General features: G+C 75.0%; 9 protein-coding genes. 6 read left to right on the forward strand and 3 right to left on the reverse strand.

The features are described from left to right. The first annotated feature begins 14 nt into the window (after positions 1 to 14). The 3 genes from ACN9M0_RS04215 (at position 15) to ACN9M0_RS04225 (ending at position 6,042) form a co-directional block, all read left to right on the forward strand. The gene (locus ACN9M0_RS04215; protein ID WP_426403133.1) at positions 15 to 1,385 is read left to right on the forward strand and encodes an SWIM zinc finger family protein; all 1,371 of its coding nucleotides are present in this window, start codon (positions 15 to 17) and stop codon (positions 1,383 to 1,385) included. Between the two features lie 129 nt (positions 1,386 to 1,514). Beyond that, the gene (locus tag ACN9M0_RS04220; protein WP_426405281.1) at positions 1,515 to 4,511 is read left to right on the forward strand and encodes a DUF6493 family protein; all 2,997 of its coding nucleotides are present in this window, start codon (positions 1,515 to 1,517) and stop codon (positions 4,509 to 4,511) included. Positions 4,512 to 4,587: 76 nt separating this feature from the next. Further along, positions 4,588 to 6,042, forward strand: coding sequence for a GNAT family N-acetyltransferase (locus ACN9M0_RS04225; protein WP_426403134.1), 1,455 nt, complete (start codon positions 4,588 to 4,590; stop codon positions 6,040 to 6,042). Here ACN9M0_RS04225 and ACN9M0_RS04230 read toward each other — a convergent pair. Then, entirely contained in the window at positions 5,954 to 7,180 is a 1,227-nt protein-coding gene (locus ACN9M0_RS04230) for a trans-sulfuration enzyme family protein (protein WP_399699808.1), read from the reverse strand. The genes ACN9M0_RS04225 and ACN9M0_RS04230 overlap by 89 nt on opposite strands. Before the next feature lie 59 nt (positions 7,181 to 7,239). On the opposite strand from ACN9M0_RS04230, the gene ACN9M0_RS04235 reads away from it, so the two are divergent. From ACN9M0_RS04235 to ACN9M0_RS04245, 3 genes are all read left to right on the forward strand, one after another. Then, the gene (locus ACN9M0_RS04235; RefSeq protein ID WP_030686247.1) at positions 7,240 to 7,737 is read left to right on the forward strand and encodes an Lrp/AsnC family transcriptional regulator; all 498 of its coding nucleotides are present in this window, start codon (positions 7,240 to 7,242) and stop codon (positions 7,735 to 7,737) included. Positions 7,738 to 7,786: 49 nt separating this feature from the next. Beyond that, a complete protein-coding gene (locus ACN9M0_RS04240; RefSeq protein ID WP_366035523.1) occupies positions 7,787 to 9,490 on the forward strand; it encodes a DUF885 domain-containing protein in 1,704 nt (567 codons plus the stop codon). 131 nt (positions 9,491 to 9,621) lie between these two features. Beyond that, complete coding sequence (locus tag ACN9M0_RS04245) at positions 9,622 to 10,071, forward strand: Lrp/AsnC family transcriptional regulator (RefSeq protein ID WP_366035524.1); 450 nt, start codon at positions 9,622 to 9,624, stop codon at positions 10,069 to 10,071. On the opposite strand, the gene ACN9M0_RS04250 is transcribed toward ACN9M0_RS04245, so the two are convergent. Together ACN9M0_RS04250 and ACN9M0_RS04255 are read right to left on the reverse strand one after the other, a co-directional pair. Then, positions 10,061 to 13,108 carry an AAA family ATPase gene (locus ACN9M0_RS04250; RefSeq protein WP_426403135.1) on the reverse strand — a complete coding sequence of 1,016 codons (3,048 nt, stop codon included), beginning with the start codon at positions 13,106 to 13,108 and terminating at the stop codon, positions 10,061 to 10,063. The two genes, ACN9M0_RS04245 and ACN9M0_RS04250, sit on opposite strands and share 11 nt — an antisense overlap. Next, the gene (locus ACN9M0_RS04255) at positions 13,105 to 14,271 is read right to left on the reverse strand and encodes an exonuclease SbcCD subunit D (RefSeq protein ID WP_366035526.1); all 1,167 of its coding nucleotides are present in this window, start codon (positions 14,269 to 14,271) and stop codon (positions 13,105 to 13,107) included. Before ACN9M0_RS04255 ends, ACN9M0_RS04250 begins: the two co-directional genes overlap by 4 nt. Positions 14,272 to 14,490: the final 219 nt, after the last annotated feature.

The raw sequence follows: 14,490 nt of genomic DNA on the forward strand, positions 1-14,490 counted from the left end.
CTAACGTCGTTCCCATGACGCGATCCGTACAGGCGCTCGCCTACGTCCGCCCGTCCGTCCTGGAGTCCACGGGCTCCGGCCGGATGCTCGGGCTCGAGACGGCGGGGGGCCTCACGCCCGGAGGGGCCGAGGCCCATCCCCGTTTCTTCTCGGGTTTCCTGGCCTCGCCGCAGATCGCCGCCCGGGGTCTGCTCGCGGTCGCCGACGTGGCCGCGGCCCGCTACCACCAGCTGACGCGGCCCGGATCGCTGGACCCGGTGGTGACGGGGAACGGCGACCGGCTGCGGTTCGAGTCCTTCTCCGGCTGCGGCGGGGTGTACGCCCGCCTGGACGTGCTCGCCGAGGGACTCGGCGGTACGGAGACGGGGCACGGCACGACCAACGTCGACGTGAACGACCCGCTGCGCGAGGCCCTGTCGCGGATGACCGGGGACGATCCGCTGCATCTGCGGGTCGGCCCCGGGGAATTGGCGGTGACCACCCTCTCCGGCGCGGTCGTGGAGAAGAAGGTCCCGCTGCCGGACCGCTGGCTGCGGGGCTTCGCGGAGGCTCAGGTCGCCTCGGCCCGGTTCGACCTGCGGGCCGAGCTGAGCGGGCCCGAGGCCGTCCGGTTCGTCCGGTCCCTGCCGCGCGGCCGGGCCCGGGGGCGCGGCCCGCTGTGGATCGCGCAGTCCGGGCGGACCCTGCGCCCGACCACCCGGCCGGGCGCGGGCGCGGTGTGCCTGCCCGGCCCGGACCGGCTGGCCGCCCTGGAACGGGTGCTGCGGCATGCGACGGGGCTGCGGGTGTACGGCCCGGTGCCGGACGGCACCTTGGCCACGGCGAGCGCGTGGGAGGCGACACTGCCGGGCATGCGGCTCACCCTGACCTTGTCGCCCGACCCCGCGCGGGGCTTCTCCGGCGAGGGCGGTGTCCTGGAGGCGCTGGCGACCGAGGAGGCGGCGCAGGACGCCGAGCTGGTCGCGGTGCTGCTCGCCTGGGAGCCCCGGATCGACCCGGCCGATCTCGCGGCGCAGGCCGGTCTGACGGTCGACCGGGTGCGGGCGGCTCTGACCCGGCTCGGCACGGCCGGGCGTGTGGGGTACGACGTGGCGGACGCGGCCTACTTCCACCGGGAGCTGCCGTACGACGCGGACCGGGCCGAGCGGCACAACCCGCGTCTCGTGAGCGCGCGCCGGCTGGTCGCCGAAGGTGCGGTGGAGCTGGACGGGACCCTGGCGACGGTGACCTCGGGCGAACGGCGCTACCGCGTGCGGGAGTTGGAAGGCGTGCTCGACTGCACCTGCCAGTGGTGGGCGGACCACCGGGGACGCCGGGGCCCGTGCAAGCACGCGCTCGCGGTCCGTATGGCGCGGCAGGGTGCGGCGGCCGTCGGGGCGGCGTGACGACGGCGGTGAGGCGGGGTGGGCCGGCCGCCGAGACGGCCTGATGGCGGGGGCGCGGCGGGGTGTGTCGGCTGCCTTCACAGCGTGATGAACGGGACGCGGAGGGGACGGAAGGGCGTGGTGAGCAGGATGGGGGACGGTGTGCAGAGCGGTACGGGGAAGAGCGTGGGGGCGGCGATGGGTGAGGACGAGGGTGTGGGCGTGGGGACCGGGATCGGTGAGGGCGTAGGCGTAGCCATCGGCGCGGGCGGGGCTGAGGGCGCGGCGACCGGCACGGGCGCGGGCGAGGCGATCGGCACCGGCGCAGGCATAGCCACCGGCGCGGGCGAGGGAGACGGGGCGGCGGCCGGCGCGGGCGTAGGCGTAGCCACCGGCACCGGCGCTGGCATGGGCGTAGCCACCGGCACCGGCATGGGCGTCGGTGCGGCAGAGGCGTCGGGCACGGCGGGGGCGGGCACGGCGGGGGCGCGGGGCGACGACGGGGTCGAGAAGTTGCTCGCCGCCGTCTGTGCGGGGCGGTCCGGCGAGGTGCCGGCCCTCCTCGTGCCGCTGGACGCCGCCGCGCGCAAGCGCGCGCTCACGCGCCTGAAGGCGCTGCGGGCCGAGGTGCGGGCCGGGAAGTGGGCGACGCCCCCGTACCACCCGAACCGCATCCGCAGCGCGCTGTACGTGGCGGGCGCCGGCTGTCTCCCGACGGCGGCGGCCGCCGCGAGCTGGCTCGGCGCGCGGGACCTGCTGATCTGGGAGGAGGACAAGCCCCTGGCTCTCGCGGCGCTCGGCGCCCCCACCCCTGAGTGGGCGGCGGACCTGGCGGCACGCCTTGCCGCGCGTCGGACCGTGGCGGAGAACAGCTACCCGCTGCTCCACGGGCTCGTGATCCGCTCCGGGTACACGGTCGCGCCGACCGACGGTTACGTGACCGGCTGGACCTGGCACATCACCGACGACCGGCTCCTGGAGCGGCTCCGGGAGGACCCGCAGACGCCGGTCCTGATGGCGCACGCGCTCGCGATGGCCGAGCCCCCCGAGCGGCTGACCCGCCCCCTCGGTCGTCGGCCCGGGAGGCACTGGCCCTCCGCTCTCCTGACGCTCGTCGGGGAGGGGGTCCTGGACCGGGCCCGGGTCCTGGACCTGTGCGTGTCCCGGCTGCTGCGCGGCGGGCCCATCCGGAACCTGCGCCTGCCGCTGGAGATGGTGCGGCTCCTGGAGCCGGAGGCGGAGGAGCTGCGGGCGCGGCTCCCGGACTGGATCGGGATCGCGGCCGACGCGCCTTCGCTGGTCGCCGGGTACGCCCAGGACGTCCTGACGGAGCTCGCCTCGGCGGGGACGTTTCCGGTCGGGGCGCTGGCCGAGATGACGGCCGGGGTGCTCTTCCGTACCGAGAAGAAGCTGGTGCGGGCCCAGTTGGCGCTGGTCGGCAAGGTGCTGGCGCGGGAGCCCGGCGCGGCCGGGGAGCTGTTGCCCGCTGTGACGGAGGCCTTCGGGAACGAGGACACCGACGTGCAGGAGCGGGCCCTCAAGCTGGTCGGCCGTCATCTGCCGGCCGTGGACGCGGACGTGCGGCGCGAGCTGGCCGAGGCTGCCGGGCTGCTGAGCCCGACGCACCGGCAGGCCGCCGAGCAGCTGTTCGGTGCGGACCTGGAGGCGGAGGAGACACTTCCGTACGAGGAGATCCTGCCGCCCGTGCCCGAAGCGCAGCGGGTCGCGCCCCCGGCGACGACCGTCGAGGAGCTGGTGGCGGAGCTGGTCGTGAGGCGGCTCTCCGAGGAGCCCGTGGCGTTCGAGCGGGCGCTCGACGGGCTTGTGCGGCACGCGCACCGGGACCGGGCGGCCGTGACGGAGGCGGTGCGGGAGGCCTTCCCGTGGACCGGCTGGCAGCAGGAGACCCACTACTTCACCCACGAGACCCATGGGGTCCATGTGGTGCTGGCGGGTCTGCTCGGTCTGTTGAACCAGGCTCTGGTCGACTTCCGCCGGTCCAAGGGGCACCCATCGGACTCCTGTCCCCACCAGGCCCTGACCGGGGTCCTGGACGCCCGGCTGTGGGAGGCCGCGGGACTGGTCGGCACGGACGCGCTGCCGTTCCTCCTCGCCACGCCGACCTGGCACACCGGTGCGATCGACCCTCTGGTGCTGGTGGAGCGCTTGCGCGAGTACCGGGACCTCGGCGTCGAGCCCGCTCCGGCCGATCTCGCCCAGGCCCTGCTCCGGGTCCTGCGGGCCGACCCGTCGGCGGGGCGGGCGGCCGAGGAGGCGGCGGCGCTCGGCACCCCGGCGGGCGGGCGGCTCGCCGCCTGGCTGCGGGAGGAGGCGGCCGTGGGGGCGAGCGTGCGGTTCCTCCGCCGGGACGAGAACCGGGCCTTGCGCACGTACTGGCTGCCGGACCGGCTCGTGGCGGACTTCGGCGAGCGCCCGGCCGTGCGGGCGGAGTTCCCGCCCGCCTTCCAGTGGCTCGGTGGCGCCCTGGAGGCGACCCCCCGCCGCTGCCACCACTGGGTGGAGGGCCGCGCGCAGTGGTCCACGGTGCTGCCCGCGGACCGCGAGGTGCTCGCTGTCTGTCTCCTGCCGACCCTCACGAGCTGTGTCGAGGGGGACGCGCGCGGGGCCACGGAACCGCTGACGGCGCTGGCCGAGGCCGACGGGCCGGTCGGCCGGGCGGTCCTGCTGACCCTGGCGTTCGGTCTCGGCGGCGTGGACGCCGACGACCGGCTGCGGGCGGTGGACGCCGTGCTGGTCCTGGCGGCGCGGGGCGAGCTGGACGCCCGGCAGCTCGGCGCGGAGCTGGCGTGGCTGGTCGCGGAGGGCTCGGTCAAGCCGAACCGGCTGGCGGACGCGGCCCGGACGGCGGCCGCGACGGGGGCGTACGGAACGGTCTGGGCGGTGCTGGCGGCGATGCTTCCGGAGCCGCTCGCCGCGGCGAAGCCGGTGCGGGGGCTCGGCGAGGTCCTCGCGGTCGCCGCCGACTGTGTGGAGCGGTGCGGGGCCGGAGGCGAGGTGGCCGGGCTCGAAGCGCTCGCCTCGGGACGGGGTTCCTCGCAGCTGGTGGGGCAGGCCAGGCGGCTGCTGAACGCACTCCGCCAGGGGGCCGATCAGCCTCTGACAGAAACGGTCCGAATCGGTCTTTAAGCCGCTAGATCGGCGCTTAACCCGTCAGTCACAAAGCGTTCGTGATCACGCAACACCGCTGGGTCACAGTGAAGCCATGACCGATGTGACGTCTTCGAAGAGCACCCGCCGTCCGCACCACTGGCGGCACGACCTGATCGAGCTCGCCGCCCTGTTCACCGCCGTGGTGGTGGCCGACACGATCGCCAAGACCATCGTCAAGGGCCCCGACGGCCCCTACCTCCTGGTCTTCTCCGCGATCGCGCTGGTCGCCACCACCGCGTTCCACACCTGGTGGGCGCGGAGGCACGACCATGCCAGTCATGCCCCGCCCGCCGGTGACACCGGCGGGCGCCCCACCTCGGACCTCCCGGCCATGAGCGAATCCGCGAAGCACGAGAAGAGGACGGCACAGGAGTCCGGAACACCGACCGCAGAGACGACGCTCTGGCGGATGCGGACCACCGTCGCGGACACCCCGGGCAGTCTCGCCGCACTGTGCACGGTCCTCGCCCGGCTCGGCGTGGACATCCTCACCCTCCAGACCCACCCGCTCGCCGACGGCACGGTCGACGAGTTCCTGCTGCGCGCTCCCGCCGACCTCTCCGCGCAGGCCCTCGCCCGTGAGACCGCCGCCGCCGGCGGCCGGGACACCTGGACCGAGCGGGCCGACGCCCACGACCTGGTCGACACCCCCACCCGGGTCCTCGGCCTCGCCACCCGTACCGCCCTCGACGCGGCCGAACTCCCGCTCGCGCTGCGCCAGCTCCTCGGCCGCTGCACCCTGCACTCCGTGCCCGCCGTCTCGCTCACCGGCCGCCCCACCGGCGAACAGGCCCCGGTCGAAGGCGTCCTGGAGGAGTCCGTGATGCGGCTGCGCGACCCGCACGGCGGCACGCTCATCATCGAGCGGCCCTATCTGCCCTTCACCCCGACCGAGTTCGCCCGGGCCCGCGCCCTCGTCGAGCTCGACGCCCGGCTCGGCCCCCGCGTCCCGCGCAGCCAGGACGTGCTGACCCTGCCCGAGGGCAACGAGATCACCGTCCGCCGCGCCGACCAGCGCGACCTGGCCGCCGCGCGCGCCATGCACGACCGCTGCTCGGCCCGCACCCTGAGCCTGCGCTACCACGGCCCGGTCGGCGACGCCGACCGCTATCTCGACCACCTGCTCAGCCCGCGCTTCGGGCGCACGCTCGCCGTGCAGACGGCCTCCGGCCGGCTCGTCGCCCTCGGCCACCTGCTGTGGGACGGCGACGAGACCGAGGTCGCCCTCCTGGTCGAGGACGACTGGCAGCGGCGCGGCATCGGCTCCGAGCTCCTCGGCCGGCTCGTGGCGATGGCCGAGGAGACCGGCTGCGACAGCGTGTACGCCGTGACGCAGTCCTCCAACACCGGGATGGTGGCGGCGATGCGGGCGCTGAACCTCCCCCTCGACTACCAGATCGAGGAGGGCACCCTGGTGATCACCGCGCGGCTGACCTCAGCGCCTCGACCGGCTGCGCGGACGCAGCAGGATCAGCCGCACGAAGGGGCCCGGCGGGCGGAGCGCTGAGCGCCTGCGTCAGGTCGCGCCACAGGTCCTCGACGTCCTCCAGGCCGACCGACATCCGCAGCAGCCGGTCGCTGACGCCCGCCGAGCGCCGGTCTCCCTCGGCCACGATCCGGTGGCTGATGGAGGCCGGGTGCTGGATGAGGGTGTCGACGCTGCCGAGACTGACCGCCGGGGTGATGAGCCGTACGCCCGCGATCACGTCGTGCGGATCCCCGTACACCTCGAACGCGATCATCGCGCCGCCGATCCGCGGGTAGTGGACGCGGGCGATCCGGGGGTCGGTGGCGAGCCGCCGGACCAGCTCGGCCGCCGACGTGGACGCCGCCCTGACCCGTACCGGGAGGGTGGAGAGACCACGCAGGAGCAGGTAGCCGGCGAGCGGGTGGAGCACCCCGCCGGTGGCGAAGCGGACCTGACGGAGCGTACGGGCGAACTCCTCGTCGCAGGCGACGACTCCGCCCATGACGTCGCCGTGGCCGCCGAGGTACTTGGTCGCGCTGTGGAGCACGATGCGCGCGCCCTGCTCGACGGGGCGCTGGAGCACGGGCGTGGCGAAGGTGTTGTCGACGAGCAGCGGGACGGAGCCGCAGGAGTGGGCGACGGCCCGGATGTCGGCCTCGGCGAGGGTCGGGTTGGCGGGCGACTCGACGATGACGAGGCCGGTGTCGGGCCGGATCGCGTCGGCGATGCCCGCGGGGTCGGTCCAGGTCACCTCGGTGCCGAGCAGCCCGGCGTCGAGGAGGTGGTCGCTGCAGCCGTACAGCGGGCGGACGGCGACGACGTGGCGCAGGCCCTGGCTCGCCCGTGCGAGGAGCACGGCGGTGAGGGCGGCCATGCCGCTGGCGAAGGCGACGGCGGCCTCGGCGCCCTCCAGGCGGGCGAGGGCCTCCTCGAATCGGGCGACGGTCGGGTTGTCGAGCCGGGCGTAGACGGGCGGGCCGTCGAGCCGGGCGCCCGTGGTGGCGAACTCGTCGATCCTGGCGGCCTCGGCCCGGGCGTCGTACGAGGGGTAGGTGGTGGACAGGTCGAGCGGCGGGGCGTGCAGCCCGAGTCCGGCGAGGTCTTCGCGGCCGGCGTGCACGGCTTCGGTGGCAAGGGCCCTCGGGGTGACCGAGAGGCCGTGATCCATGGCGTCCATGGCGGCACTGTGAACGGATACCGGGAAGTAGCGAGAAAGCACCGTGCTACGTTCGCCAGATGGCCGATTCTGTCGTACTGGACGCGGTCGATCTGCACATTCTTCGCCTCCTGCAGAACGACGCCCGGAGCACCTACCGCGAACTCGCCGCAGAGGTGGGCGTCGCACCCTCCACCTGCCTCGACCGGGTGGCGCGGCTGCGCCGCACAGGCGTGATCCTCGGACACCAGCTACGACTGGATCCGGCCAAACTCGGGCGCGGGCTCGAAGCGCTCCTTCTCGTCCAGGTCCGCCCTCACCGGCGTGAACTGATCGGTCCGTTCGTCGACCGGATCCGGGCCCTCCCGGAGTCCCGGGCGTTGTTCCACCTCACGGGACCCGACGACTACCTGGTGCACGTGGCCGTCGCGGACCCCGCCGACCTGCAACGTCTCGTCCTCGACGAGTTCACCTCGCGCCGCGAGGTGGCCCGCGTCGAGACCCGGCTGATCTTCCAGCAGTGGGAGTGCGGCCCCCTCCTGCCACCCTCCCCCGGCCCTTCCTTGTCAGCCGACTGAAGCCGGACGAGGGTGACGCGGGCCCGGCGAAGGCGCCAGGATGACTCCCATGCCAGACACTTCCAGCAGCCAGCTGCCCCGCCAGGTCGCCGACGACCACGTCGACGCACTCATCGCCCTCGACCCGATCACCGGTACGTACCTGGGAGTCAGGGAGAGCGCCGGACGGCTGCCGGACTTCTCGCCCGCCGGACAACGTGCGGTGGCCGACCTCGCCCGCCGCACGCTCGCCCGGCTCGACGAGGCGGAGCGCTCCCCGGGTGCGGACAGCGACGCCGAGCAGCGGTGCGCCCGGCTGCTGCGGGAGCGGCTGACGGCGGAAATCGCCATGCACGAGGCCGAGGAGAACCTCCGCACGGTCAGCAACATGCGCTCGCCCGCGCACAGCGTCCGCATCGTCTTCACCGTGATGCCGACGGAGACCGAGGAGGACTGGACGGCGGTCGCCGCGCGGCTGCGCGCGGTCCCGGCCGCCCTCGACGGCTACCGGGCCGCGCTCGCGCTGGGCCTGGAGCGCAAGCTCTTCGGCGGGCCGCGCCCCACCGCCACCTTCGTCGAGCAGCTCACCGAGTGGGCGGGCGGGGCGAGCGGGAAGCCGGGCTGGTTCGAGGAGTTCGCCGCCGCCGGCCCCGCCACGCTCCCCGAGGAGCTGACGGCCGAGCTCGCGGCGGCCGCGAAGGGCGCCACCGCGGCCGTCGAGGCGCTGCGGGACTGGATGCGGGACGTGTACGCGCCGACCGTCGCCGACGCGCCGGACACGGTGGGCCGCGAGCGCTACCAGCGCTGGACCCGCTTCTTCAACGGCACCGACCTGGACCTCGACCAGGCCTACGCGTACGGCTGGACCGAGTACCACCGGCTCCTCGGCGAGATGCGGACCGAGGCCGAGCGGATCCTCCCGGGCGCGGGCCCGTGGGAGGCGCTCGCCCACCTCGACGAGCACGGCACCCACATCGAGGGCGTCGAGGAGGTCCGGGTCTGGCTCCAGGAGCTGATGGACGAGGCCATCGAGGCCCTCGACGGCACCCACTTCGAACTCGCCGGGCGGGTGCGGCGGGTGGAGTCCCGGATCGCGCCGCCGGGCGGTGCCGCCGCCCCGTACTACACCGGCCCGTCCGAGGACTTCACGCGCCCGGGCCGCACCTGGCTGCCGGTGGACGGCACGACCCGCTTCCCGGTCTACGACCTGGTGTCGACCTGGTACCACGAGGGCGTGCCCGGCCATCACCTGCAGATCGCGCAGTGGGTGCACGTCGCCGACCGGCTCTCCCGCTACCAGGCGACCATCGGCAAGGTCAGCGCCAACGTGGAGGGCTGGGCGCTGTACGCGGAGCGCCTCATGGACGAGCTCGGCTTCCTGCCGGACGCCGAGCGGCGCCTCGGATACCTCGACGGCCAGATGATGCGCGCGTGCCGGGTGATCGTGGACATCGGCATGCACCTCGGCCTGGAGATCCCCGCGGAGTCGCCCTTCCACCCGGGCGAGCGGTGGACTCCGGAGCTCGCCCAGGAGTTCTTCCAGCTGCACAGCAGCCGCCCGCCGTCCTTCGTGGAGAGCGAGATGACCCGCTACCTGTCGATGCCCGGCCAGGCCATCGGCTACAAGCTGGGCGAGCGCGCCTGGCTGCTGGGCCGCGCCAACGCGCGGGCCGCGCACGGCGAGGCGTTCGACGCGAAGGCCTGGCACATGGCGGCGCTCTCCCAGGGCCCGCTGGGCCTGGACGACCTGGTGGACGAGATCTCCCGCCTCTGACCGTCTCTCGAACGTCTCCTGACGGTTCCTGAGTTCCCGAGGGGCTCTTGACCCTCTCCGAGCGTCTCTGATGCCGAGAATCCCCGGTCGCTCACTTGATCGGCCGGGGATTCCCCTGCACTCTCTGCTCCATGACCACCGAATACGCTCCGGACGCGACCGACTGGCGCATCCTCGAAGCCCTCCAGTCCGAGGGCCGCGCCAGCTTCGCCGAGCTGGCCCGCGCCGTCTCGATGTCGCCGTCCGCGGTGACCGATCGGGTACGCCGCCTGGAGGACGCCGGGGTGATCACGGGCTACACGGCGATCGTCGACCAGGACCGGCTGGGCCTTCCCATCCTCGCCTTCGTACGGCTGCGCTACCCGCACGGCAACTACAAGCCGTTCCACGACCTGCTCGACACCACGCCCGAGGTCCTCGAAGCCCACCACGTCACCGGCGACGACTGCTTCGTCCTCAAGGTCGCCGCCCGCTCGATGAAGCACCTGGAGGCGATCACCGGGAAGGTCGCCACGCTCGGCGCGGTGACCACCAGCGTCGTCTACTCCTCGCCGCTGCCCCGCCGCTCCCTCAGCCGCTGAGCGCGTCCGCTCCGGTACGCAGCCGCACCGCCGAGCCCTCCCGCGCCTTGACGACCTCCAGCTGGGCGGGGATCCGGCGGCGCAGGTCGCCGACGTGGCTGACGATGCCGACGCTGCGGTCCCGCTCGCGCAGCGAGTCGAGGACGTCGAGGACCTCGTCGAGCGTCTGCTCGTCGAGGCTTCCGAAGCCCTCGTCGATGAAGAGGGTGTCGAGGCGGACCCCGCCGGCCTCGTCGGTGACGACGTCGGCGAGGCCGAGGGCGAGCGCGAGCGAGGCGAAGAAGGTCTCGCCGCCGGAGAGCGTGGCCGTGTCCCGTTCGTTGCCGGTCCAGGCGTCGACGACGTGCAGTCCGAGGCCGGCCCGCTTGCCGCCGGAGCGCGCGTCGGAGTGGACGAGCGTGTAGCGGCCCGAGGACATGCGCTGGAGGCGGGCGCTCGCGGCCGCCGCGACCTGTTCGAGCCGGGCGGCGAGCACGTACGACTCCAGGCGCATCCGGCGCTCGTTCTCCGCGGAGGTGCCTGCGGTGAGGGCGGCCAGGCGGGCCACCCGGTCGTACTCCTCGCGGAGCGGCCCCAGGCGGCGGACCTCGGTGACGGCCTGCCGGGAGAGTCCGGCGAGTCCCGTGGCCCGCTCGCGGGCGGCGGCCAGGGCGGAGTCGGCCTCGCGGAGGGCGCGTTCCGCCGCCGTGTGCGCGGCCTCGGCGGCCGCGGGGTCGGCGGGCGGCAGGGCGGCGGCCTCGGCGGTGCCGGGCTCGGCGAGCCGGTCCGCGACGGCGGCGGCCTCGGCCTGCCAGGCGTCCACGCGCTGCTGGATGTCGCGGCGCTCGCGCTCGCCGAGGAGGGCGCCGGCGGCCTCGGCCGGGGTGGTGAAGCCCGCGCGGTACGCGGCGTCGGCGAGCCGGTCGTCGGCCTCCTTGAGGCGCTGGGCGGCGAGTTCTGCGGTGCGTACGGTTCCGGCGGCGTCGACCAGGAGGGCGATCCGCCGTTCCAGCCGGGTGGCGTGTTCGGCCACGCTGGCGAACGCGCCGCGCCCCCGGGCGAGTTCCTCGTCGAGGGCGGACTGCTCCCGCTCCAGGGCCTCCCGGCGCGAGGTCCGCGCGGCGACCCTGCGCTCGGCCTCCCGCTGCGCGCCCACCCGCCCCTCGTACTCGCGCTCGGCCCGGGCGAGTGCCTCCCGCGCGCTGTGCGTCTGTCCGGCGAGCGCGTGCGCCTCGGCGTGGAGTCCGGCCAACTCCTCCACTTCGGCGGCGAGTTCGAGGACCGTGGGTTCGGCGTCGGACTCCTCGGTCCCCGACCCCGTCAGGACCTCCGTACGCGCCGCGGACCAGGACTCGCGGGTGACGGCCAGCTCGCGTTCGGCGGCCGTGCGGGTCTCCTCGGCCCGGGCGTAGGCCGCGTAGGCGGCGTCCTCCGTGGCGCGGTCGACGTGGCCGGCGGTGGTGCGGGCGGGGGCCGGGTGGGCGGTGGATCCGCAGACCTGGCAGGCGTCGCCCGGGGTGAGGGTGACCGCGAGTTCGGCGGCGATGCCCTCCAGACGGCGGGACTTGACGTCGAGCCAGCTCTCGTGGGCGCTGTTGCGCCGCTCGCGGGCCTCCGCGAGGCGTGTCCCGGCCGCCCGGGTGTCCTCGGCGAGGGCGTCACGGCGGCGGGCGGCGGCGAGCCTCCGGCGGGCGGGCTCCAGGCGGCCGGCGAGGTGTTCGGCGCGGGCGGCGGCGTCGCGGGCGGCCTCGACGCGTTCGGTGAGGGCCGTGCGGCGCGGTTCCCAGCCGGCGAGCCAGTCGGCCGCGTCCCGGAGGGCGTCCTCGTCGGCGCGCGCCTCCCGGGCGAGTACGGCGCGCTCCTCGGCGACGGCGGCCGCGCGGCGCTCGGCGCGGCGGGCGGCGTCGAGTCCGCCGAGCTCCTCGCGCTGCCGGTGTTCGAGGGCGGAGAGCTGCTCGGCGCCGGCGTCGGCGAGGTCGGGGGGCAGCTGGGCACGGGCCCGTTCCCGGGCGGTGTGCGCTGCGGCGTGCTCGCGTTCGGCGTCCTGGCGCAGCCCGAGGGCGGGGGCGACCCGGTCGGCCTTGAGGCTCCGGTCGAGGGATTCCTGGAGGCGGTCGCGCTCGGGGGCCTGCGCGGTGAGCCGCTCGCGGCGCCGGAGGGCGTCGGCGTGCCGGGCCTGGCGGGCGGCGAGGTCGTTCTCCGCGTCGAGGGCGGCGCGCGCGGCGGCCCGTCCGTCCTCGGCGGCGGCGAGGCGCACGCCCGCGATGTCGAGGGCCTCGCGGGCCTCGGTGCGGGCGACGGCGGCCCAGGTGAGGACGGACTCGGCGAGCCCGGGGTCGCCGGGCCGGCCCTCGACGGGGGTGCGGGCCGCGTCGAGGCCGCCCGCGGCCTGGGTCATCCGGTGGGCGAGGGTGAGCAGCCGTGCGTCCCCGTCCTCGACCTCCTGCTGAGCGGCGCGGCGCAGTTCGGCGAGGCGTTCCTCGACGGCGGCGAAGCGGCGGGTGTCGAAGAGGCGGCCGAGGAGCTTGCCGCGGGCCTCGGCGTCGGCGCGCAGGAAGCGGGCGAAGTCGCCCTGCGGGAGGAGGACGACCTGGCAGAACTGCTCGCGGCTCATGCCGACGAGCTGGGTGATCTCCTCTCCTGTCTCCTGGTGGGAGCGGCTGAGGCCGGCCCACTCGCCGGTGGCCGGGTCGTACTCGCGGAGCCAGGTCTGGGCCTTCTCGGTGGTGAAGCCGGGTGCACCGCGCTTCTTGGGCCGCTGCTGGGCCGGGCGGCGGGTGATCTCCAGGCGCCGGTCCCCCACGGTCAGTTCGAGGAGGACCTCGGTGTACGTGCCGACGGGGGCGTGGTCGCTGCGCAGGGAGGCGCCGGGGTTCTGGCGGACGCCGGGCACGCTTCCGTACAGGGCGAAGCAGACGGCGTCGAGGACGGAGGTCTTGCCGGCGCCGGTGGGTCCGTGGAGGAGGAAGAGCCCGGCGGAGGACAGGGTGTCGAAGTCGATCTTCTGCGTGGTGCCGAAGGGCCCGAACGCGGTGATCTCCAGGCGGTGCAGCCTCACCGGCCCACCTCGCGCTCGGCCGTGTCGACGCGGACGTCGTCGAAGGCGCCGTACAGGACGGCCCGTTCGGCGCCGTCGAGGGCGCCGCCGCGCACATGGGCCACGAAGTCCTCCGCGATCTGCTGGTCGCTGCGGTCCCGGAGCCGCTGGGCGTAGGAGGCGCCCGGGTCGTCCCCGGACCGCTCGGGGTCGAAGACCAGGTTGAGGGTGTGCGGGAAGCGTTCGGTGAGCCGGGCCATGGGCTCGGCCGGCCGCAGGGGGTCGGTGAGGGTGGCCTCGACCCAGGACTGTTCGTGCGGGGTGAGCGCGGGGTCGTCGAGGAGGTCGTCGAGCCGCCCCCGGATCCGGGCGAGGGGGCGCGGGACCGGGCAGTCGAGGCGTACGTCGGAGGTGATCGTCCCGTTCTCGTCGAGGTCGATCAGCCACATGGTCTTGCGGTGGTCGGCCTCGGAGAAGGAGTAGGCGAGGGGGGAGCCGGAGTAGCGGACGCGCGGGGTGAGGGTCTGGCTGCCGTGGAGGTGGCCGAGGGCGACGTAGTCGACGCCGTCGAAGATCCCGGTGGGGACGGCGGAGACGCCTCCGACGGTGATGTCCCGCTCGCTGTCGCTGGGCGCGCCGCCCGCGACGAAGGCGTGGGCGAGGACGACGGAGCGGGTGCCGGCGGGGCGGCCGGCGAGGTCGGCGCGGACCCGGTCCATGGCGGCGGCGAGGACGGCCTCGTGGCCGGCCTTCTCGGCGCCGAGCCGTTCGCGGACGAGCGCGGGTTCGAGGTAGGGCAGCCCGTAGAGGGTGACCTCGCCGTGCCCGTCGGAGAGGACGACGGGGGTGCCGATGCCGTCGGGGTCGGTACGGAGGTGGATGCCGGCCCGCTCGATCAGTCCGGCGCCGACGCCCAGGCGGCGGGCCGAGTCGTGGTTGCCGGAGATCATGACGGTGGGCACCCCGGCCTCGGCGAGGCGGTGCAGGGCGGTGTCGAAGAGCGCGACGGCGGGCAGCGGGGGGACGGCCCGGTCGTAGACGTCCCCGGCGACGAGGACGGCGTCCACGTCGTGCGCGTGGACGGTCGCCACGAGGTGGTCGAGGAAGGCGGCCTGGGCGTCGAGGAGCCCGACGCGGTGGAAGGACCGGCCGAGGTGCCAGTCCGAGGTGTGCAGGAGCCTCACGATGCCGTCCCACCCCGCATGTGCGCCGCTCCTCGCCGCTCGTTCCCGTCGTGTGCGGCCTCCACGCTATCCCGGCCGGAGGGGTGGAGGGGGCCGTCCCCGGGGGCACGTACGGCCGGGCGCGCACCGGGGTCCGGCCGCGCGGGGTCACGGCAGGGCGTCACGGGGGCGGCGTCATTGACGGCTCGTCACGTGAGGTGCGTCACGTGTGACGTCTCA

Origin of the sequence: Streptomyces sp. R-07 (genome assembly GCF_049913175.1) — a bacterium.
Taxonomy (GTDB): Bacteria; Actinomycetota; Actinomycetes; order Streptomycetales; family Streptomycetaceae; genus Streptomyces.

What these genes read in the sequence shown, in the direction of transcription:
- ACN9M0_RS04215 (WP_426403133.1), top strand. Translation starts at nt 15, where the DNA reads ATGACGCGATCCGTACAGGCGCTCGCCTACGTCCGCCCGTCCGTCCTG.
- ACN9M0_RS04220 (WP_426405281.1), top strand. Translation starts at nt 1,515, where the DNA reads ATGGGGGACGGTGTGCAGAGCGGTACGGGGAAGAGCGTGGGGGCGGCG.
- ACN9M0_RS04240 (WP_366035523.1), top strand. Translation starts at nt 7,787, where the DNA reads ATGCCAGACACTTCCAGCAGCCAGCTGCCCCGCCAGGTCGCCGACGAC.
- ACN9M0_RS04245 (WP_366035524.1), top strand. Translation starts at nt 9,622, where the DNA reads ATGACCACCGAATACGCTCCGGACGCGACCGACTGGCGCATCCTCGAA.
- ACN9M0_RS04235 (WP_030686247.1), top strand. Translation starts at nt 7,240, where the DNA reads ATGGCCGATTCTGTCGTACTGGACGCGGTCGATCTGCACATTCTTCGC.
- ACN9M0_RS04225 (WP_426403134.1), top strand. Translation starts at nt 4,588, where the DNA reads ATGACCGATGTGACGTCTTCGAAGAGCACCCGCCGTCCGCACCACTGG.
- ACN9M0_RS04230 (WP_399699808.1), bottom strand. Translation starts at nt 7,180, where the DNA reads ATGGACGCCATGGATCACGGCCTCTCGGTCACCCCGAGGGCCCTTGCC.